The sequence below is a fragment of the Petrimonas sp. genome, from assembly GCF_963921705.1.
GTDB lineage: Bacteria > Bacteroidota > Bacteroidia > Bacteroidales > Dysgonomonadaceae > Petrimonas > Petrimonas sulfuriphila.
Genome location: NZ_OY997410.1, coordinates 1,683,985 through 1,706,188, shown reverse-complemented (window position 1 = coordinate 1,706,188; position 22,204 = coordinate 1,683,985). Strand labels below are relative to the sequence as shown.

The 22,204-nt window shown below is 41.5% G+C and carries 11 protein-coding genes; 7 read left to right on the top strand and 4 right to left on the bottom strand.

Annotated elements, in window-relative coordinates:
* The first annotated feature begins 16 nt into the window (after positions 1–16).
* Both AACM02_RS07045 and AACM02_RS07040 read left to right on the top strand, forming a co-directional pair.
* A complete protein-coding gene (locus AACM02_RS07045) occupies positions 17–1,582 on the top strand; it encodes a RagB/SusD family nutrient uptake outer membrane protein (RefSeq protein ID WP_286861213.1) in 1,566 nt (521 codons plus the stop codon).
* A 109-nt stretch (positions 1,583–1,691) separates the two neighbouring features.
* Positions 1,692–4,373, top strand: a complete 2,682-nt coding sequence (locus AACM02_RS07040; RefSeq protein ID WP_339116492.1) for a family 78 glycoside hydrolase catalytic domain — start codon at positions 1,692–1,694, stop codon at positions 4,371–4,373.
* A 25-nt stretch (positions 4,374–4,398) separates the two neighbouring features.
* Here the strand turns inward: AACM02_RS07040 and AACM02_RS07035 are convergent, their stop codons facing one another.
* The 4 genes from AACM02_RS07035 to AACM02_RS07020 are packed head-to-tail and all read right to left on the bottom strand — an operon-like array spanning position 4,399 to position 11,549.
* On the bottom strand, positions 4,399–5,838 hold the full coding sequence (locus AACM02_RS07035) for a sulfatase-like hydrolase/transferase (protein ID WP_339116491.1): 1,440 nt from the start codon (positions 5,836–5,838) through the stop codon (positions 4,399–4,401).
* A 29-nt stretch (positions 5,839–5,867) separates the two neighbouring features.
* Complete coding sequence (locus AACM02_RS07030; protein ID WP_339116490.1) at positions 5,868–8,783, bottom strand: glycosyl hydrolase; 2,916 nt, start codon at positions 8,781–8,783, stop codon at positions 5,868–5,870.
* A 35-nt stretch (positions 8,784–8,818) separates the two neighbouring features.
* Entirely contained in the window at positions 8,819–10,285 is a 1,467-nt protein-coding gene (locus AACM02_RS07025) for an L-fucose/L-arabinose isomerase family protein (protein ID WP_339116489.1), read from the bottom strand.
* Positions 10,286–10,301: 16 nt separating this feature from the next.
* Positions 10,302–11,549, bottom strand: a complete 1,248-nt coding sequence (locus AACM02_RS07020; RefSeq protein ID WP_339116488.1) for an MFS transporter — start codon at positions 11,547–11,549, stop codon at positions 10,302–10,304.
* A gap of 98 nt (positions 11,550–11,647) precedes the next feature.
* Between AACM02_RS07020 and AACM02_RS07015 the strand changes: the two genes are divergently transcribed.
* From AACM02_RS07015 to AACM02_RS06995, 5 genes are all read left to right on the top strand, one after another.
* Positions 11,648–12,403: a GntR family transcriptional regulator gene (locus AACM02_RS07015; protein ID WP_339116487.1), complete on the top strand. Its 756-nt coding sequence runs from the start codon at positions 11,648–11,650 to the stop codon at positions 12,401–12,403.
* 253 nt (positions 12,404–12,656) lie between these two features.
* Positions 12,657–15,785 carry a TonB-dependent receptor gene (locus tag AACM02_RS07010; protein ID WP_339116486.1) on the top strand — a complete coding sequence of 1,043 codons (3,129 nt, stop codon included), beginning with the start codon at positions 12,657–12,659 and terminating at the stop codon, positions 15,783–15,785.
* Positions 15,786–15,797: 12 nt separating this feature from the next.
* Positions 15,798–17,294 (top strand): RagB/SusD family nutrient uptake outer membrane protein, encoded by a 1,497-nt coding sequence (locus AACM02_RS07005; RefSeq protein WP_339116485.1) that lies wholly within the window; start codon positions 15,798–15,800, stop codon positions 17,292–17,294.
* Positions 17,295–17,459: 165 nt separating this feature from the next.
* A complete protein-coding gene (locus AACM02_RS07000) occupies positions 17,460–19,739 on the top strand; it encodes an alpha-L-rhamnosidase C-terminal domain-containing protein (protein ID WP_339116484.1) in 2,280 nt (759 codons plus the stop codon).
* A 23-nt stretch (positions 19,740–19,762) separates the two neighbouring features.
* Entirely contained in the window at positions 19,763–22,204 is a 2,442-nt protein-coding gene (locus tag AACM02_RS06995; protein WP_339116483.1) for a family 78 glycoside hydrolase catalytic domain, read from the top strand.

Here is a 22,204-nt window from a genome sequence, read left to right as displayed (position 1 = left end):
AAAAAAACACATAATTATGTCAAAAAGAAACTTATTGATAGTACTTACAGGAATATTTATTTTATCGTCCTGTAGTCAATCATTTCTGGATTTATATCCGGAAACCAATGTGACGTCTGCCTCATTTTATAAAACCATGACTCATTTTGATCAGGCATTAAATGCTTCATATACCGGATTCCGGAATATTGCCAATAACGGTTTGTTTATGGATGAGATGAGGTCGGACAATGCCTTCTATACAATCTATTACGGTGACCGTGGCCCATACAATGCAACTGAAAAACCGTGCTTGTTTATTGATGATGAGGTATCTGCAAATGCGGGACCGATAAGAGACCGTTGGACGGTTAACTACCAGAACATTGCCAAAGTAAACACCATACTCGACAGGGTGGACGCCTCGGAACTGACGGATGCTGAAAAATCTAAAGTTAAAGCAGAAGCTCTTTTTCTACGCGCCTTCTATTATTTCGACCTGGTTAAATGCTTCGGTGGTGTGCCCCTTAGTTTGCAAGAAGTTACAACTGCCGAGCAGGCTTTTTTACCCAGATCTACTGCGGAAGAATGCTATACTCAAATGCTGACCGACCTGAATACGGCGATCGAACTGGGATTACCCGTGCCTGTTGATTTCTCCAAAGACAACAAAGGACGTGCAACCATGGGTGCCGCAAAAATGTTGCGTGCCTATATCAGTATGACGAAATCAACTCCGGATTACAAGACTGCCGAACAGGATTTGGTAGCCATAACGAACATGAATTACGAGCTGTTGGAAAACTACGAAGATGTTTTTGATCCGAGCAATAAAAATCACCAGGAATCCATCCTTGAGGTACAATTTACCGAAGACGGATCAACAGATCAATACAGTACCTTCGCATGGAGGCTTGCACCCAAATGCAGCAACCTGATTGATATGATGGGAATAGGAGGATCAAACTATGCAGGGACCAGTGGCGGCTGGGTAGTGCCAACAAAAGAGATGGTTGATTCCTACGAAGCAGGTGATGCCAGACTACCGGCATCCATTGTTGTGGTTGAAGGATATTCTGAAGGCGATAATTTCTATTACGAAAGCATCAAGGAAGCCAAAGGATATCAAAAACCGGACGGCAAAACGTATCACTACATGGTGAAAAAATATTTTCATCCACCGTACTCATACAGCTTGAGAAGTACCGAGAACTTCCCCATATACCGGTATGCCGGTGCATTATTACTTTTGTCAGAATGTTTAGTAAAGCAAGGTAAGAACACGGAGGCTTTACCTTATATCAATCAGGTCAGGACCCGTGCCGGAATTCCCCCATTAAGCAGTTGTACGCTGAAAGATGTATCTGACGAGATGAGGCATGAACTTGCATACGAAAACCACAGATGGAGTGACTTAAAGCGCACAGGATTAGTGAAAGAGGTTATGACAGCCCATGGACAAAGAATAAAAGAGCTCCATCCCTGGGTTAAGGCTACCAACAACGACGGTTGCTATATCATTGACGATTTCAGAATGATATATGCCATTCCAACACGCGAAATAGACATCAACAATCTGCTTGAACAGAATCCGGGTTATTAATAAATCCGAAAAATTTTAAGGATAGTAAGGGGAAATGTGTTTCTCCTTACTATCTTTGTTTATGGTAAGAAAATTTTCAGTAACAATTACATACCAAACACAATACCAAATGAAGTTAAGAAAACCAGTAGAAAAACTAATCTGCTCACTGATTTTTTTGAGCATTCTCGGATGCTCTCCAAGCAATATCTCAAAAATTGTTGATTTGAAATGTGAAAACCTGCGCAACCCTTTAGGGATAAACACGTTGCATCCACGGTTTAGCTGGAAAAATATTTCGGACAAAGAAGGCACACAACAAACTGCATACCAGATACTTGTAGCCAGCAACACCAACAACTTAAGTGAAGAAAAAGCCGACCTCTGGAATTCCGGGAAAGTGCTATCTCCGTCAAATATACTGATCGATTATCAGGGTAGCCCCCTTCATTCCAGAGAATTGCTCTATTGGAAAATTCGTACGTGGGATGAGAACGGCAACATTTCTAAATGGAGTGAAACAGGCACATTCAGCATCGGGATACTGGATGAAAGCGATTGGGCAGCTTCCTATATAGGTTATCCTACAGAAAACGGATTTCAACATTGTCCCCAATTCAGGAAAGTGTTTTCAATAGAAAAGGTGAATAAGGACGACACTTATCTGCTTCACATCAACAGCTTGGGCTATCACGAAGTGTTTATTAACGGACAGAAGATCGGCAATGATGTCCTCTCACCTGCAGTTTCTCAGTTTAACAAACGTTCGCTGGTCAATACCTACGACGTTACGCCCTACATGACGGCAGGTGAAAATAACCTGATTATCTGGTTAGGCAGCGGCTGGTATTCAAAAGGGCTGCCGGGAGTAGTCGGGGAAGGGCCGTCTGTAAAAGCTCAGCTGGAAAAATTCTCGGGTCAATCGGCAGAAAATATTGTCGTCACAGACAATACCTGGCTGGCTCGAAACAGTGAATATACCCGGATCAGCGACTGGATGTCCGGAAGGTACGGTGGAGAAGAGGTTTCCGGAAACCTGGAAACACAAAACCTCCTGTTCACAGAACCTGAAAAACTGACCTGGAATAAAGCGTCCGTTGTTGAAGTACCCAAACACGCCGTAACCCCTCAGATGGTTGAACCCAACAGGATTACAAAAGAAATCAACCCCTCGGCAATAAACAAGCTTAACGACAGTACTTTTCTAGTGGATATGGGAACAACCCTTGCCGGATGGTTCGAGATAACTTTCCCCCAATTGCAAGACAAGCAACAAGTTGTTCTGGAGTATTCGGACCACCTGGACGAGAACGGAGAGATAGTCCATCAAGGACAGACAGATCGTTACATCGCATCTGGCAGCGGTACAGAATTTTTCAGGAATAAGTTCAACTATCACGGATTCAGGTATGTGAAGATATCCAATCTTTACGAAGCACCCAATCCAGCTTCTGTTAAAGCATACCTTATCCACACCGATTTTGAACTCAATTCCGGTTTTGAATGCTCAGACACTGATCTTAACCGCATTCACGATATGGTGTTTTACACGCTGCAGTGCCTCGGATTAGGCGGCTACCTGGTAGACTGCCCTCAAATTGAAAGATTGGGCTACGGAGGAGACGGTAACGCTTCAACCGTTACTGCCCAAACCATGTTTAACCTCGCCCCGCTTTACAGCAACTGGCTGGATGCATGGTCGGATGTGATCAGGGAAGACGGCAGCATGCCGCACACCGCACCTAACCCCTATTCGGCAGGAGGAGGACCCTACTGGTGCGGATTCATTATATCGGCGTCATGGCACACTTACCAGAATTACGGAGACATCAGTGTACTTGAAAAGTATTATCCGGTTATGCAAAAATGGCTTGGATACGTTGAAAAGTATAGTGTTGACGGGCTGTTGAAACGCTGGCCGAATACCGATTACAGAAATTGGTACCTGGGGGATTGGGCTACACCGGACGGCGTTGGAAACCCCAACCACCTGGATGATAGATCGGTTGACCTGGTGAATAACAGCTACCTGTCTGTTTGCTTCAGCCAAATGGCGGATATTGCCGGGTACCTGGGTAAAGACAACGACAAAAAGTACTATTCTGAAAAGAAAAGTCAACTAAACGAGGTCATTCATGACACGTTTTTTGATGAACAAAAAGGACTCTATTCAACCGGATCGCAGATTGACCTTATTTTTCCAATGCTTGCCGAAGCAGTTCCTCAACATCTGCAGGGTGATTTGATAAGAACATTGATGGAAAGAACGGAAAAGGAAAATAACGGGCATCTGAATACCGGGCTCGTAGGAGTACCCGTAATGATGGAATGGGCTGCGAAAAACAATCAACCGGAATTTATCTATTCCATGCTGAAGAAAAAAACCTATCCCGGATATTTGCACATGCTTGAAAATGGAGCCACAACCACCTGGGAACACTGGAACGGAGCTAGAAGCAGAATACACAATTGTTATAACGGTGTAGGGCAATGGTTTTACCAATCGGTGGGAGGAATCCGTCAAATCGATGGAAAAACCGCGTACAGCGAATTTCTTATCGATCCCCAGATCCCGAATGGGGTAACCTGGGCCAAAACCCGGATAAACACCCCAAAAGGATGGGTAAGCGTGCATTGGGAAACAGTTGACAACCGGATGAAAATGGAAGTAGAGATCCCTGTCGGTTCAATCGCCAAAGTAAAGTGTCCTGTTTCAGGTAAGGAGATCAAAATAAACCATCAACTGCATTCCCCCCAAGACGGATCAGTAGAATTACAGAGCGGAAAATATTCCATTGAATATCCGTTGTAAAACCGATGAACAGCAATTGATGAACTTATTTTGCCATAGTTTTTAATTCCTGAAATCTTTTTTTCAGTTTTTTCATCTTTCGGGAGTCTTTCAACCGGAGAAAAGCATTGTCAGTTTCCAACGGATCCTTTCTTAGATCGAAATATTGCTGAAACCCGTAATGAGGATACAGTATATATTTCTCCTGAATGGATATTACCGCCTGGGAGGAGGGGATAAACTCCTCATTGTTTATAAAAGGATGTTCGAAGAAAAAATCATCCCTCCGGGGATGTTTTTTCTTCAAGTAAATAGTTGACAAGTCCTCCCCCTGCATGACATTGGGAACAGGGCTTCCGGATGCAGAAACAAGAGTTGGGGCGATATCTATGTTCAGGGCAATTTCCTCATAGCTAACGCCCCTTCTGCCAGCAGGAATCCGGGGATCAAAGACTATTAAAGGCACACGGATGGATTGCTCGTATGCATACCATTTGTCGGCTATCTGAAAATCGCTTTGAAAATATCCGTTATCCCCTGTAAATATTATTAACGTATTGTCCAGCTCACCCTGCTCTTTCAATTTTTCAATAATCTCACCGACTGCCAGATCAATCTCGGTAACCATTCTATAGTATGCTTTCATATACTTCTGATATTTTTCCGGAGAATCAAACCGCCAGTGCCAGCGGACCCTGCTTTCGCACTTTTCATTGGCTATGAAAGGAGGCAATGAGTAGTAATGTTGCGGCGTAGAGGTTACAGGCATTGGAATTTCAATGTCTTGATAATATTTTTCGCTCGACGGCTTATACCGATACTGATCGTGATGATTATCCTGTGCATGTGTGGCAAAAAAACTTACCGACAGGCAAAAAGGCTTATCAGTTGGCCTGTTTTCCAAAAAATTAATGGCATCGTTCAGGTTTTTATCGGTGACATGAATAGAATCTCCTTGAATTTTTGTGTAAAGAAGTCCGTTCTCGTCTTTCCCCAAAACATTGATCCGTGCCCCATTTAATGGCATCCAGTGTAACCCTTCGTACGAATTTACATAATCAAAATCATCTTCCCGTATTTTCCCTACCCCGTATTTTCCTACAAATCCGGTATAGTACCCATTTCTTCGGAGCACAGATGGATAAGTATCGGCAAAACTCCCTTCATCTAGCTCTTTCGAAAAGCGATTGATTCCATGCCTGCTCATGTACTGACCGGTTAATATCGATGCCCGGCTAACCATGGAGATGGGAGTGGTCACATAGGTATTTTCAAACTTGACTCCTGCTTCAGCCAATCTATCGAGGTTTGGCGTGTGAACAACATCGTTACCAAAACAGCCTATCGAGTTCCATCTTAGATCATCTGCCAGAAGAAAGACAATATTCATTTTTTTGTCCTGGTCCTTGGCACTCAGCGAAGAGAAAGGGGAGTAAAAGAGACCCAGTCCGACTGAAACCCCCAGTGAAATATTTAAATTTTTCATATTTAAATAAATTTACTTGATAAAAAATATTACTCAACCGGATTCACGGTTTTAAGTGTCACCGGCCCCAACAATCCTGATTTAATCAACGGAACCTGTGTCCAGGGCACATAGACCTTGTTTAACCCGGGGATATTGGTAGCGTTAATGTTTGTATCCGTAAAATTTCCACCTGTGATTGCATCACCCGTCAACCTGTTGGACCAGGTATTGGCTACTTCAATTACCAGCGTATTATCTCCCGGCCGGATTATGTCGGTCACATCAAACCAATAGGGTTTCGTCCACGCAATGCCCAGGGAGACATCGTTCAAGATTACACTTCCTATTTTGGACAGTTCTCCCAAATCGAGAAATATTTTCTGGCCTTCTTTTTTAAAAGCTGAATTGATGTCGTACTGGAATGTTTTTTTATAAGTGGCCGTTCCGGAATAGTATTTGATCTTTTCGTTTTTCGACTCTGTCCAGGAGGTTAATTCAGGCAAGATGACTTTCTCGGGCGTGTCAAATACTCCGGGAAAGAAAAGTTCCCAGGCCCCGTCAATAGGCTGCATAGAAATATGGTTATCAAACACATAATTTTGACTTCCTTTATTTAATTCAAATACTCCATCGTTCAAAATATACGTCCGATTGCGGTATGTAAATACCCGACTGTCTGACTGGTTCAAGCTGGTTACCTGATCGTACTTCGCCCGGTTTTCTCCTTTTCTAAACACATAAAAGATCGCCCCGTATGGAGGTAGAGACACTGGTATACTCACGGAAGCGCTGTTCAGGCTGTAAATATCCGGAGAATCGGTTTCACCTGATTGGGGATTCCATATTTCAGGAATTTTATTTTGTTGACGGAAAGCCACATTTTTGGAAACCCAGTGGTTTCTTGTGTTTCTGATATAATAAAAATCCATACCGTTTGTTTTGTAATGAGTATAATCAAAATCATTAAACTCAAATCCGGGATAACTTACGTCGGGTTGAATATTCATTTTCATCAATAAACCCAGTGGAGTCGCATCAGTGATCACAAAACCACTTTTATTGTTCTTGTCCCATAATTTATCGATAAGCTGTTTTGTTTCGTTATCGTCTCTAACCGACACCCGCAGAGGTTTCTCTCCGATAATTTGTGCGCCCTGCCGTAAGAGATCTTCAATTTTCTTCAAAACATCCGGATGCATTTCTTTTTCAGGTTCTAAATACAATAACTCAAAAATGGCTCCTGATGGCAATTTGAGCTTTTTGTTCTCCACCGTTAACCGGGTGAAAATCTCCGTGTTGATAACTTCATAGTCATACCCCGGACCTACAGCAAAACGGCTGTTTTTGTGGCCCGTGAAATTGGGGGTTCTGTCACCGTAATAATAGAGTACATCTGCATAAAAATCAGCTTCCTGAAGTATGAAGGAAACCCTTGATAAATAATCGTTAAAAGGTTCGGTTTTAGGAAACCAGATATTTTTAAGGTTATAGTGTGTACCCGCAGAATAAACACTTCCCGGTTCTTTTATGTTACCGGGGTAATGGGTAAAGCCATGGAAAACCACCTTGTTCATCCCTTCACAAAAAGCCCGGTCTCCGTATGGTTTCATATCGGAAGGGGCTTCCTGCCAATGCTGAAAAGTCGTGAAAGCTTCCTGTTCAACAATTTTTCGCTGGTAGATATGTGATGCTGCGGAGACTTCTTTGACCATACGCAACACATCTATGCCGTCTTTGTTAAGTCTGTTGTGGTTAATCCAGAACTCTCCCCTTGGAATATCGATTGCTCCCAGGGACTTCAAGGGTTCAACAGGAACGTTATGAAGCGGATAACCCGGGCCTCCCGATTCTGAATTGATCTTTAATCCATAGCTGTTGGTGATTTCCTTAGCTTTACGATAGAAATTATTGATCATAAGTTCAGACAATGTTTTCTGGAAATCAGTTTGAAACCTCTCTGCCAGGGAAGGTTGATACAGATCTTTGTTAAAAAGTAAAGGCAGGAATTTATATATGTCGTAACGGTGCATATCCCTGAAAACGACTGGCAAGCTAGGGGTCCAGGTCATTCCTCGGGCTTCATAACTCGCTAAATAAAGGCTTTTCAACGAAGATTCCCGAAAATCCGGCACAATGGTTTTGAGCTTTTCAATAACGTAGTCAAAGTGCATCTGGGTGGCGTTGGCATCAAAATGATCAATAATGGGTCCGGTTGAATTTGGACTTGGCAGCATTAGTTTTTCTGTTGAGTTGGACGTAATAAAACGATAAACATCCCAATCTCCTTCTGGAACCTGCCAGTTCAAAGTTTCACTCTGAGGATCAAAAAACCGCGTTACGTCAATAATTTTTGCCGTATCAGCAATCACCTCCTTTGAAGGCAAAGCGACAACGGCTATCTCTCTATAGTATACCGGTTTCCCGTTTCTATTGAATTTGATTATTGTTTCTTGCCCCCGGTTATCATTTTTGGGTACTTCCGGAAAAGGCAATTTAATTTTTTGTTGTTTCTTTGTGTTATCTATTTTTGTTTTTGACATATAAATTGCTTTCGAGGCAAATTCGGGAGTTACCCAGCTGCCGCCTGCATTCCAGCTGCTTGCCATATTTAGCCCTGCCTCCATCCCGTATTTCTTTGCTTCATCCAACGCAATTTTTATGGCTTGCAAGGATTCTGAACTTAAAAAAGCAGGCCCAGCAGGGGTTACTGTATCCGAGGCATTGACCCCTATCTCAAAAATATCAAAGCCCATTATCCCCACCTCGTGCATAGCTTTTATTTCTTCTTTGATCCTGTTGGTATCAATATATCCGTTTAGCCACCAATAGTAAACTTTGGGACGTGCATATTGAGGAGGCGTTTCAAACCCTTTTTTCAGAGCATCGTATCTGTTCTGTGACAAAACAAGTTGACTACCAAACAGACAACCTAAAATTAAAAAAACAAATGGTAACTTTTTCATGATCCGTTTTGTATGTTATTGTATAATTACTGGCATTATTGTGAAATTATTACTGATTCGATATTCAAATAATTGGCCACTTTTTGTATGAGATGGGCATTATGTCCAATTCCTAAAGCAAAATGATGTGTAGGGCCTTCGTTCATCCATCTATACAAGAAAGTCCTGACATCCGGTTTAAAATATCCCCGGGTATTTGTGTTTCCTGTTGGCGGAATTGGTCCCTTTACCGATTCTCCTTCAGCAATGACAAATTTGAATTTTCCGTCACAGGTTGAATTGATGGACAGCATAGTGATAGGCCCTTCTTTGATTTTAAACTCTACACCGGCCCCACTACCCGGTTTACCGTGATATTTTATCAAACTTCGCAACACGGGTTTCCCTTCAGCAATGGAGATATTGTGTGGCCCGTCGTGTCCAACCAATACGAACCCTTCATTAAAATCCACCGGATGAAATTCGGCAAAACTCCCTCCTATGCCCAGTAAATTCATGATCATCATAGCAACCAACGTTTTTAAATCAGATTCTCCACACATCGGAAATCCGGAAGAAGTGAGTAGCGAATTACCCACTATCAGGTTCGACATGACAAGTTCTTCCGTGCTGTTCGGACTTCCATTATAATAATAAGCCAGCCCGTCGATCTTCTTACTTTCAATAAACTTCTTTAGCGCTACAGCTACCCGAGCGGAGGTGTTCAGATCTTCTTTGTTTAATTTCACCGCAATAGGGTCGGACACTGGATCAGGTGTATCAAAGAATTCTAAAATCATGTTCTCCGTTTCCTCTATCTCACTCTCCCTGCAACTGACATAGTGGTCGACAATTTCATTGGCTTCACACTCCACCACATGACATCCGAAAAAAGATGTCAGCATGGTTATATCCGTATGCATATCCAGCATAGCATTTATAGGATGTCCAATATGCCCAAAGTGAGCTTGTTTCAGTCCCTTGAGGACTCTTGCTATTTGACAATACTCCGCTATTTTTCTGTCAGCCTCGGGATCATCGTACAGGGTACCAATGATTACACCGGGGATCCTCTTCCCCATCCTTGCAGCAACACCGGTAAATTCTGGCAAGGAGCATATGTCATCGTTCGCAAGCTGCATATACGTAGAAGCTTTTGAATAGTCTAACGCTTTTCTTGGCTGTAAAGCAACCAATATTATGGGCACATCAACAGCCCTTACAATAACGCCAAATGTTCCTGATGTAGCATAGGTCAACATATTGCAGAACAGCATATCAAGATTGGCTGCTTGAATTTTCAATACGGTTTCGTATGCCTTAGAAGGATTGTCAACCATCCCAAAATCAATGATTTTTACCGCTTTGGGGGGCACTTTACCCATGATAACCTGATGTTTCTCCATCAATTCTTCAAATAATCCGGGAAATTGACTCCAATAAAAATCATAGCCAACTCCAAAAAAACCAATATGAAGTTCCTTATTTAACTGGGGAGAGAAAAATTCTTTATACTCGTTCATCTCTTATACTTTTAGTTTATGAATTTGAAATCGATTTTATTCTGGGAATAGCTAAAGTGAATATAATAAATGCCACGGAATACATTACTCCGGCATAAATCCACAGCGGATTGTAAGAAAATCTGTATATTATCACTCCCATGAACGGATTAACAATGAGGGATGATAAAGCCCCGGCTGTACCGGACAACCCAACAACGGTGGAACTTGAATTTTTGCCGAACATATCCCCGATGGAGGTAATGTAATTTGTAATCCACAAGCCGTGCGCAAAAAATGCTGAGCTTAATAACAGGATGATGACTCCGACAGAATCTGTATATCTCACAAAAATAGCTGAAGCGGTAAGTAGAGCAGCAAATCCCATTACTGCTTTTCTTGACAGATTGACATCCCCCGTCTTTTTCAAAACGATATCCGACACAAATCCTCCAAAAATATTGGAGACACCCAGCGCTAAATAGGGTATCCAGAATAAGTTCCCAATTATTTCCAAAGAGACGCCCTTGGTCTCATTCAGAAATTTAGGTATCCAGAACATGTAAAAATAAATGATGGGATCAAGCAGAAACCGGATCAGGATAAAGGTCCCGGCCTCTTTAGATTTCAGTAAACCCAACAATTGCTTTCTTAAAGGCGGAACATCCGACCTATTGTTGCTCAACTCTTTATTCAGATGATTATTTTCTGATTTTGCCTGTGGAAAGAACAGCCAGATCAACGTCCACAGAATACCAATCCCCCCTACAATAAAAAAAACGCCGCGCCAACCTACACTATCCATTAAAGAAACCGTTAACGGAGGAGCGACTACTGCTCCAAAGGCAGAACCACCAATAGCTAATCCGTTCGCTAAGGCTCTGTTTTTCTTAGGCACCCACTCTACAACCGCTTTAATTACTCCTGGAAAGGCTCCCCCTTCCCCAACTCCTAAAATAAACCGAAACAGCGCAAATTCATAAAAATTATCGGCAAAACCGTGCATAAATGTAGCAACCGACCACAATGCAACCGACAGGGCTAACCCTTTTCGGCTTCCGAAACGATCTATCAAGATACCGCCGAGAGTAAACATGATAGCATAACCAACCAGAAAAGAAGTATTGATAAGTCCGTAGTCGGTATCATTGATGTTTAACTCGCCCTTAATTTCAATAATGGATATGGAAAGTACTTGCCTGTCCAAAAAACTTAGTCCGGTTGCCAAAGCACACATCAGAACAACCAACCAAATAAAACCGGAATATTTATTTTTCGTTTTCATTGTTAACGCACTAAGTTTGAAATTGCAAATATATTATTTATTTTTGTAAAAAAATATATTTGATTATTTTTGCGGAAAATAAAATGTAAAACAAAACAATGAATCGGGATCGTACGTCGAAATACTTGAAAATAAGCCAGGAAATAATTTCTCAAATTGAATCGGGGATTTTACAACCAGGGAACAAAATATCTTCTGAAAATGAACTGATTAATGAATATAAAATCAGCAATACGACGGCACGTAAAGTCCTTTCCTATGTTGAAAACCAAGGGTGGGTAAAAAAAATAAAAGGGAAAGGAACTTTTGTCATTAACCGGTCAAAAGAGATGCACCTTAATCGGATTCTGGGGTCTTTCGATGCCATGAAAGAAAGCTTCCGGAACAATTTAATAAAAGAAGGCTTAACGCCCAAAGACATCTTACTTGAAAAAATAATTTTAAATGAAGGGATATCAATTAACGTGAATAACAAGAATCATGTCATTGAGGGTAAGGTACTCAAACTGCATCGCCTGCGGTATGCAAATGACGTTCTTATGAAAGATGAAACCAAATATATCTCAATGACCCTGTGTCCCGACATTCACCTGGATGAAATGAATGACTCATTGATAAATTTATATGAAAAAAAATACCGCATCCATCTGAGCGATATACAAAGAACGATTTCCACCAAAGTTGTCGATCCGAAAGAGAAAGAAAACTACTTTGGCAACAATACTCCTATGGCTGTATTTATCCTGGGGAGCGTGGCTTCTAATGATCGATCCGAAACGATTGAGATAGAATATTCATTGTACAGAGGCGACAAATACAGCTTTACCATCAACACAAAACCCGACCTGCTTTAAACTTAACTGTAATTTTAAAAGTAAACGCAATTCCTACAGTAAAAATATCATTTTACATAGTTATTCTGGAATAACCTATTATTAATTTTGTCTAAAATATTATATTTTTCGTGAATATTATTGTGACAACAACTCTATACTTTTGAATTATTAGGCAATTGTAGTTTTCAATCAGATATCCTGAAAGCTCATTCTTCTATTTTTATTTATTTTTTTATTTTTAATTACTATGTATATACTAATTTAAATGACTATGAATCAACTAAAAAGAATTTTCTATTGTTGTGTCACTATTTTGTTCCTGCAATCAGTGACAGTGTCTTCCATTTATGGAGCATCCGAATTAAGGTATGATATTCAGCAAAATACCAAAGCCATTACTGGGCAGGTTGTGACAACAAGCGGAGAACCTCTTCCGGGAGTTTCTGTTGTTATCACAGGTACAGCCCAGGGAACCGTAACCGATGTGGATGGAAACTTTTCGTTAAGAGTTCCCAGTGAAACTCAATCGTTGCAGTTTTCATTTATTGGAATGAGAACGCAAAGTGTGGATATTTCTGGCAGGAATTCAGTTTCTGTTGTTATGGAAGAAGAAACAATTGGCTTAGAAGAAGTTGTTGCAGTGGGTTACGGCAGTATGCAGCGAAACCGTGTTTCTGCATCCATTGTTTCTATCGCACCTGAAAAAGTACAAGCTCAGGTTACCAGCGGAGTTGACCGTGCACTTGAAGGCCAAATTGCAGGATTGAGTGTACGACAAACCACTGGTGCTCCCGGAGGAGGTGCAGAAATGACTATTCGAGGTGCCGGATCCATTGGTGCGGGAAATCAGCCACTGATAGTAATAGATGGGTTCCCTATGCAGGGTGGCTATGGGAAGGAAGTTTCGCCCTTAGCTCTGTTGAATTCAGCGGATATTAAATCGCTTGATGTGTTGAAAGGGGTATCTGCCACGTCAATTTATGGCTCACGCGGTTCAAACGGAGTCATACTGATTAATACCATGTCTGGTGAGCAAGGAAAAACGGAGTTGAATTTTAACAGTCAGTTTGGGTTTGATCAAATGCTCGAAAGTGAAAAACTTGATTTGATGAATGCCCAAGAGTTTGCCCAATGGAGAAAAGAGGATATCTACGATAAAGCAGCCTTTTACGGACGTACCGTTACGGATGCCGACGTACCGGAAGTGTACCGTAACCCTGCTGCTTTGGGCAAAGGAACCGATTGGTATGATGTAATGACACAAACGGCTCCTCAACAGGAATATAACCTTTCGGTTACTCACGGTTACAAGAATTTCAGGGGATTTTTCTCGATGGGCTACCTTAACCAACAAGGAATTATCCACGAAACAGGCTACGAGAGAATTTCCATGAGAGCCAATATGTCATACGAACCCATCGAATACTTGACATTGGGTATGAACGTCAGCCCGACGATCCAAACTTGGGATCACCAGGTTGGAGGAGACAGAGGTTCAGTGTTTGGAAGTGCATTCATGTCATCTCCTCTTGATGGGCCATATAAGGAAGACGGCCTCTGGGAAAGAGAAAACCCGCTCTATTACGACGGGGAATGGGACTTGGATATCTGGTCTCCGGGAACTTTCAGTAATGTAAATGCATTGCATGCCCTTAATACTATCAAGGACAAAACAAAACGGCTCAATTTGAGGTTTTCTCCTTTTGTCGTTATCAAACCTGTTAAGGAACTGACATTAAAATCCCAATATAACCTAGAATTGGACTATAACGGAAGGGATTATTTCAAGCCATCCACTGTAAGCGATATATACAATCCTCCCCCAGCGGCTGCTGATGGATATTACAGTATAGGACGAAGCTTTAACTGGCAATTCGAAAACACAGCCAACTACGACAAAATGTTTGGGGATCACAGAATAGATGCATTACTCGGTTTTACGATGGAACATTACAACGGTTTTTCCAGCTATATCAATGGGGATCAATTTCCTAGTGATGACATTGAAACCATCAATGCTTCGGTAGTACAATGGGGAAACACTAGCGAATCGAACTGGTCTATGATATCCTACATGGCACGTCTGAGTTATGACTACCAGGCTAAATATTTATTTACCGGAACTATTAGGCGTGATGGAAGTTCTCGCTTTGGCTCTGATAGAAGATGGGGATACTTTCCTTCAGTTTCAACAGGTTGGAACATCAGCAAAGAAGCATTCTTCCCACAAACTGACTGGCTGACCAACTTAAAGTTGAGAGTAAGCTATGGAGCCAGCGGTAACAACTCGATTGGTAATTACACGTGGATTCCCACAGTTGTCAATAGCAACTATACCTTTGGTGGTAAGGTAGCTAATGGTAAAAGGGTAAATGCCATTGAAAACACCAATTTGGGTTGGGAAAGATCCAAAGAGTTTGACACTGGATTTGATTTAACCTTGCTTGGAGGTAGAATCAACTTCATCTTCGACTATTATGACAAGATTACTGAAGATATGTTGTGGGGAGTTGCTATACCCATCTCTTCGGGATTTAGTTCTGTACAGGACAACATTGGTAAAATTCAGAACCGAGGATTGGAATTTTCACTAAATACCATAAATATCACCAATGCTGAATTCACCTGGAGTTCTGACTTTAACATATCTTTCAATAAAAATGAAGTGCTGGATATGGGTGCTGTTGGCCAGATCTTAGCCGGACCAAGATCTTATTCTCTTACAAAGGAAGGACAGCCTATGGCTATGTTTTACGGATATAAGAGCTTGGGAATAATCAACTCATATGAAGAATTGGAAAAATATCCTCATTTTTCATCACAACTTCCCGGAACACCTCATTATGAAGACACCGACAAAAATGGCATATTGGATCAACGAGACAAGCAGATTATTGGCAATCCTTGGCCCAAATTCAGGGGAGGATTTAGCAACAATTTCACCTACAAAAACTGGGATCTGGGTATTGCCATGAGTTTTGCACATGATTTCGATATCTGGGCACAGCTTGAAGAAGACGTGATAAACCTTGATGGGGTTTTCAATGTACTCAGAGAAGTAAAAGACAGATGGAGATCACCGGAACAACCCGGGAATGGCCGGATTGCAGCATCATTTCACGAAACCGAATACGATAGGTGGGAAAACTCTGACTGGGTTCATAATGCCTCTTTTCTTAAAGTGCAGAACATTACCCTTGGATATAACCTAAAGAACATTAGTTTCATGAAATTATTACGATTGTACTGCACGGCACAGAATCCATTTTTGTTCACAAACTATCGTTATGGAAATCCTGAGGCAAGTGTTTATGGGAACAATTCTTTACAAAGAAATTTCGATAACTATGATTATCCATTGACTCGCACCATTGTTTTCGGAGTAAATGTAACTTTTTAATATTAAAACATTATGAGAAAAATTTATACTAAAATACTGCCTATTGTGTTTCTGGCTTTGGGCCTTTTGGGATGCGAAGATTTTTTAAACGAGTATCCGGTTTCTGAGATTAGCACAAAATCATTTTTTAAGGATCAGGCTCAATTCGAACAGGCCGTTAATGGGGCATATTCAGGTCTCCGTGAGTTGGCAGGAGCTAATGATGTAGGATTTAATGGCATTTTTTGGATTGCCGGCGAAATGCGTTCGGACAACACAACATTTCAATACAGTGAGACGGACAAGTCTGGACACCGCTTCTGGCATGTGGATCAGTTCATTATGAACCCTAACAATGAGATTGTAAACCAACCGTGGAATACGTGTTACGTTGGAATCGGAAAATGCAATACGGTAATTAAGTACAGTGAAGGCATAGAGTTTGATAAAAAGGCTCAATTTTTAGCTGAAGTAAAGTTTCTAAGGGCTTTATATTATTATACCTTGGTTAGAGTGTTTGGCGATGTGCCCTTGATCACTGAACCGGCAACTTCCTATAATAGTGCTTTTGAAGGAAACAAAAGAGTTTCGAAAGATTTGATTTTCCAAACCATTCTATCCGATTTGAATGATGCCAAACAAAATTTGCCTAAAAATTATTCTGCCTCAGAGTTTGGCAGGGCGACTGAAGGTGCTGCGAGGACATTGCTTGCCGATGTTCAAATGTGGTTAGGGAAATATAACGAAGCCAAGACAGAATTGGAAGCTGTAGTTGCTGGCAATCAATATGCTGTTCTGGATGATTATGCATCTGTGTTTGATCTCAACAATGAACAAAACAAAGAGATTGTTTTTTCTGTTCAATTCATTGTCGGAACCTTTGGTTTGGGATCAGCCAACATGTATACTTTTTTGCCCTGGAATTCCGGAACTAAATATATTTCCCACGGACAGGTAGTTGCAAGAACCGGAATGAACATACCAACGGAAGACCTTATCAATTCTTTCGAAGAAGGTGACAAACGTAAGGACATGATTGATTTCGGTTTTATAGACAATGATTTTGGCACATATCAGGGCAATATTGTTCCCTTTACCAAGAAATTCTGGGATCCGGGACACGCCGTACAATATATAACCGGGAATGATTTTCCACTGTACAGATATCCACACGTTTTATTGATGTTGGCCGAATGCTACCTGCGTGAGGGTGGCGGTGATCCTGTTCCGTTGGTAAATCAGGTGAGAAGAAGAGCCGGATTGTCAAATCTTACTTCGGTGACTTTGGATGACATCATCCAAGAACGTAGGGTGGAATTCCATTGTGAGGCGGATAGATGGTGGGTTCTTGTCAGAACCGGTAAGGCACAAGAAGTAATGTTAGCTCATGGAACGCGTGAAAAAGCAAATCGTTCAGGATCAGGAGCAATTTCCAGTTCTGCTTTCAATAAAATTAATATTTTATTCCCCATTCCTTCCTGGGTTTTGGAAAACGACCCGACAATGGAACAGAATCCGGAATACGAATAAAATTATTTATTACAAAAAGGGATGGATGTAACACCCATCCCTTTTTGTTCTTTTGATATCATTCGGCATAATTTTATATTCATAACAAACTGAGAATATGTCGTATTTTCTGAATCAATTCTTTACGAATTGAATTTTTTACTTAATAAAGAAACCTGTTATTCAATGAAATCTGTTATCTTCTCTTTTTTGTTAATCCTCGCATTGCCTTTAAGTATGAACGGCAATGATTTCAAAGGGATTAAAAGAATTACGGCCAATGAATCCCAAAACGAATCAAATTCGTGGATAAACTTTGTCAAACTGTTTGAACTGAGTGAAATACCAGAAAAATCATTGACTCAAATCGCCTGCGATTCCAAATACTGGTTGTGGATCAATGAGAAGCTGGTTGTTTTTGAAGGCCAGTTAAAACGTGGGCCAACACCCAACGACACCTATTACGATGAAGTAGATATAGCCCCTTACCTAAAACTGGGGAAAAACAAAATTGCCATTCTCGTCTGGTATTTCGGTAAGGACGGCTTTTCTCACAAGAGCAGCGGCCAGGCTGGTCTTGTTTTTAAAAATGATGTACTCCATATCCATAGCGACAATACCTGGCTAAGTCGTTTAAACAAAGCTTTTGAATATACATCACGAGACTACCCGAATTATCGCTTGTCTGAATCGAATGTCCGGTTCGATGCCCGAAAAGAGAGTTTCGACTGGATATTGCTGGAGGATAATCTTCGCGGTTTTGGCCGGGCCAAGGTCTTGGGAGATGCGGAATCATCCCCGTGGAATAAATTAGTCAAAAGGCCGATACCTTTATGGAAAAACAGTGGACTGAAAGAGTATAAAAACAAAATAAACTTTCCTTTTGTGAGCGAGGGAGACACCTTAATTCTAACATTACCCTACAACGCACAGATTACTCCCTATTTTCAAATCAGATCGGATGCCGGAAAAGTCATTGATATCCGGACCGACAACTACCGGATTGGCAACACACTGAGCGTTAGAGCCGAATACGTCACCTCCTCCGGACTGCAGGAATATGAATCGTTGGGCTGGATGAACGGCCATCAGGTACGGTACTATTTTCCGGAGGGAGTTGAAATAATGGATGTGAAATACAGAGAAACAGGATACGACACTGAATTTACGGGAAGCTTCACGTGCAATGACGCATTCTTTAACCGTCTTTGGGAAAAGGCGCTCAGAACACTATACGTTACTATGCGCGACACCTACATGGATTGCCCGGATCGTGAAAGGGCACAGTGGTGGGGCGATTTGGTCAACGAAAGCGGTGAAGCTTTTTATGCCCTTTCACCTTCTGCAGCATCTTTAACCCAAAAAGGGATGTTGGAGTTAATAAACTGGCAGAGAAGTGACGGGACAATATATTCTCCTGTTCCCGGAATGTATACCAGTGAATTGCCTGGCCAGATGCTGGCCAGTATAGGATATTATGGATTCTGGAACTATTACATGAACACCGGAGATAAAGAGACCGTAGAAAAAGTATACAATGGTGTTAAAAAGTACCTGAGTGTATGGGAAACTGATGAGAAAGGAATTCTCGTACACCGTGAGGGGGATTGGTATTGGGGCGACTGGGGTACCAATATAGACAAACAAGGTATATTTAATGCGTTCTATTACCTGGCTCTCAAGGGATTTAGAAACATGTCCGAACTTCTTGGATACAATGGGGAGGTCAAAAAGACACAAGAAAAAATGGACGCATTTAAAAAAGCATTCAACGCTCAGTTGTGGAAAAATGGGGAATACAGATCGGAGACGTACACCGGGGAAACCGATGACAGGACACAGGCATTGGCCGTAGTTGCTGGACTTGCGGATGAAGCGAAATTTCCGGAAATACTCCAAAAACTTAAAACACAAAAATTTGCCAGCCCCTATCTGGAAAAATACGTACTGGAAGCTCTTTTCATCATGGGCTACGAAGAGTACGGACTTCAGAGAATGAAAGAGCGATATTCTGAAATGATTAATGATCCCGCCAGGACTACCCTATATGAGTTGTGGAATATTGGCAGTGGTAGCGTCAATCACGCCTGGAGTGGTGGAGGATTAACCATTTTGTCTCAATATGTTTGTGGCGTTTATCCCGTTGAAGCTGCCTGGAAAACTATTCGCATAAGACCACAAATGGGTAGTCTGACCTATGCCGCAACTGAAAATACAACGGTGAACGGCAAGTTTTCCGTAGAAATTAACAAATCAAACGGCAAGTATCGTATTCACACCCTCTTGCCGCAGGAAAGCAATGCCATAGTTATGATTCCCGTCTCGTATAAAAAAATAAACCTGAACAATCACTTAATCTGGAACGGTAAGGAAAAAAGAAACCAATGGTCAGAATATTTAGGTATTGACAACGGATACCATACGTTTAAGATTAAATCCGGAAATTGGAATTTTGTTGCAGAATAAATAGCTAACTAAACATTGGAATCATGCTTGTATATAAAAACCTGAAAAAAATAGCCCTCACTGCAGTAATGGTTATTCCTTTCCTATATTGCACCGATAAGAAGAATGTCGATTCTTTTGAATTAAAAACCACACCTTCCGTTTATTGGATTGGAGATGGGCAAACGCCCTTGGCCCACGATTCACTTTTTTACGGTGATGATCCGGCGCCCATGTTTAGAAAGGAAATACAGGTAAAGGAAAAACTTAAATCCGCAACATTACTGATTACGGCAGCCGGTTACTACAAAGCGACCATTAACGGCCAAAGAGTGGGTATAAATTACCTTGATCCAGCGTGGACAGATACAAGAAAACGGATATATTACGCTGAATATGATATTTCCGATTTGCTCAATAATGGGAACAACTGCATAGGGGTAATATTGGGAAACGGATTCTATAACCCGCTGCCTTTAAAAATGTGGGGACGCCGGAACTTACGCGAAGTGTTGGATGTTGGCAGGCCGGCATTCATTGCCAAAATTGTTTTACTTTATGAAAACGGGGAAAAGGTAGAGATGGGTACCGACAAAAACTGGAAATTTTCTCCCAGTCCCATACTGAAGAACAACGTTTATCTGGGAGAAGTTTACAACGCCAAAAATGAAACCGAAGGTTGGGATTTACCCGGTTTTGATGACTCTAACTGGTCTGAAGCGATATTTTCAACCGGTCCGGAAGGTGAGCTCCAAAAATCTTTCTTTCCACATATTCAGATAACAGATTATGTTAAACCTATAAACATTTATTCTTCCGGGAAAGATACCTTTATTATTGATATGGGCGTAAACTTTACGGGTACGTACCGGATAAAGCTTTTCGGAAATCCTGGAGATTCGATTGTCTTCCGCTTTGGAGAAAGGGTTTACCCGGACGGGAGTTTAAACCCGTTAACCACTGTCTGCGGACAAATTAAAAAGAAAGGAATGGGGGGAGTTGGAGCGCCGGATATCGCCTGGCAAACAGACACCTATATACTGAAAGATGAAAATCCGGTTTGGTTTCAACCCGAGTTTACTTTTCATACATTTCGATACATGGAGGTTTCGGGCATATCCGCACAGCCGGCATTAAGCGACATCTCTGGACTGGCTTTAAGTACCGCTGTTCAGGCGGACAACAATTTTTACAGTTCATCCGATTTGCTCAACTCAATCCAGGACGCAACACAAAGAACGTTCAGGTCTAACCTGATGAGCGTTCAATCCGACTGTGCAGCCCGGGAAAAATTTGGTTATGGAGGAGATCTCAATGCAACGAGTGAGTCTTTTATCTACAATTTTGATATGAAATCGTTCTACAGAAAAACGGTCTATGATTGGGTTGATGCCATTAATGATTCTATCTTTGTTGATACTGCCCCATTTGTGGGAATTCAATATTGCGGATTAAGTTGGGAGTCTGCCTTTCTTACAACTCAATATTACCTGCTCCTTTATTACGACGACCAGGAATTGGTTAAAGAAATGTACGAGTTCAACAAAAAATGGATGGAAAAGGCACAACGTATTCATCCCCGGGGAGTAGTGGATTCCGGATTAGGGGACCACGAGTCCTTGTCACCCGTTCCTGTCGAACTAACCGGAACCAGCCATTATTTGATGTGTGCAGAGATCATGCAACATTTTGCTTCGATCATGAATGACAGAGCAAGCGAAAAAAAATACGAACAACTTGCCGTCTCCCTGAGAAAACAGTTGAAAGAACAGTTTTGGAGCAAGCCGGTAACAGAAAAAATAAACAAACAAACGCTGTTTGCAACATTGTTGTATCATAAAGTTATTCCTGAAGAGGAAACAAAGATGGCTGTCGATTCTCTGATTCAAGCCATAAAAGAGGCTCCGGCCAGCCACTTTACCACCGGTATTTTTGGGACCAAGTATATTCTGGAAGCTCTTTCGGAGTATGTATCACCCGAAAAAGTATTCGAGATCGTGAACAGCAAGGAATTCCCGGGATGGGGTTTCATGATTTCAAGGGGTGCAACCACTATTTGGGAAACATGGAAAGAGAGTGACGATACATTTTCTAATTGTCATCCCATGTTTGGAACTATAACTGAATGGTTTTACAGATGGCTGGGAGGAATTCGTCCAATCCTTCAACATCCGGGATTTGAAAAATTTATTATTTCTCCCTGTACGCCCGACGGGTTAAACGAGGTCAGGGTAAACTACCGATCGCCTTACGGAACAATTGTCTCCAACTGGGTGAAGGACGAAGATAAAACCACCTACGAATTTGAAATTCCGCAACAATCAAGCGCACAGATCCAGCTTAAAAAAGATCTTTCTCAGAAGATTACCGTTACAGCTGTTTCTGACCCTTCATTAAATCCAAACGCCATTAAGGGGTTAAACGAAGGGAACTTTGAATTAAGTGCGGGGAAATATGTAGTTACCATTTACAACCATACGTTTTAA

Coding starts and splice junctions, on each gene's coding strand:
- AACM02_RS07020 (WP_339116488.1), bottom strand. CDS start 11,549: ATGAAAACGAAAAATAAATATTCCGGTTTTATTTGGTTGGTTGTTCTG.
- AACM02_RS07035 (WP_339116491.1), bottom strand. CDS start 5,838: ATGAAAAATTTAAATATTTCACTGGGGGTTTCAGTCGGACTGGGTCTC.
- AACM02_RS07040 (WP_339116492.1), top strand. CDS start 1,692: ATGAAGTTAAGAAAACCAGTAGAAAAACTAATCTGCTCACTGATTTTT.
- AACM02_RS07000 (WP_339116484.1), top strand. CDS start 17,460: ATGAAATCTGTTATCTTCTCTTTTTTGTTAATCCTCGCATTGCCTTTA.
- AACM02_RS07045 (WP_286861213.1), top strand. CDS start 17: ATGTCAAAAAGAAACTTATTGATAGTACTTACAGGAATATTTATTTTA.
- AACM02_RS06995 (WP_339116483.1), top strand. CDS start 19,763: ATGCTTGTATATAAAAACCTGAAAAAAATAGCCCTCACTGCAGTAATG.
- AACM02_RS07025 (WP_339116489.1), bottom strand. CDS start 10,285: ATGAACGAGTATAAAGAATTTTTCTCTCCCCAGTTAAATAAGGAACTT.
- AACM02_RS07005 (WP_339116485.1), top strand. CDS start 15,798: ATGAGAAAAATTTATACTAAAATACTGCCTATTGTGTTTCTGGCTTTG.
- AACM02_RS07030 (WP_339116490.1), bottom strand. CDS start 8,783: ATGAAAAAGTTACCATTTGTTTTTTTAATTTTAGGTTGTCTGTTTGGT.
- AACM02_RS07010 (WP_339116486.1), top strand. CDS start 12,657: ATGAATCAACTAAAAAGAATTTTCTATTGTTGTGTCACTATTTTGTTC.
- AACM02_RS07015 (WP_339116487.1), top strand. CDS start 11,648: ATGAATCGGGATCGTACGTCGAAATACTTGAAAATAAGCCAGGAAATA.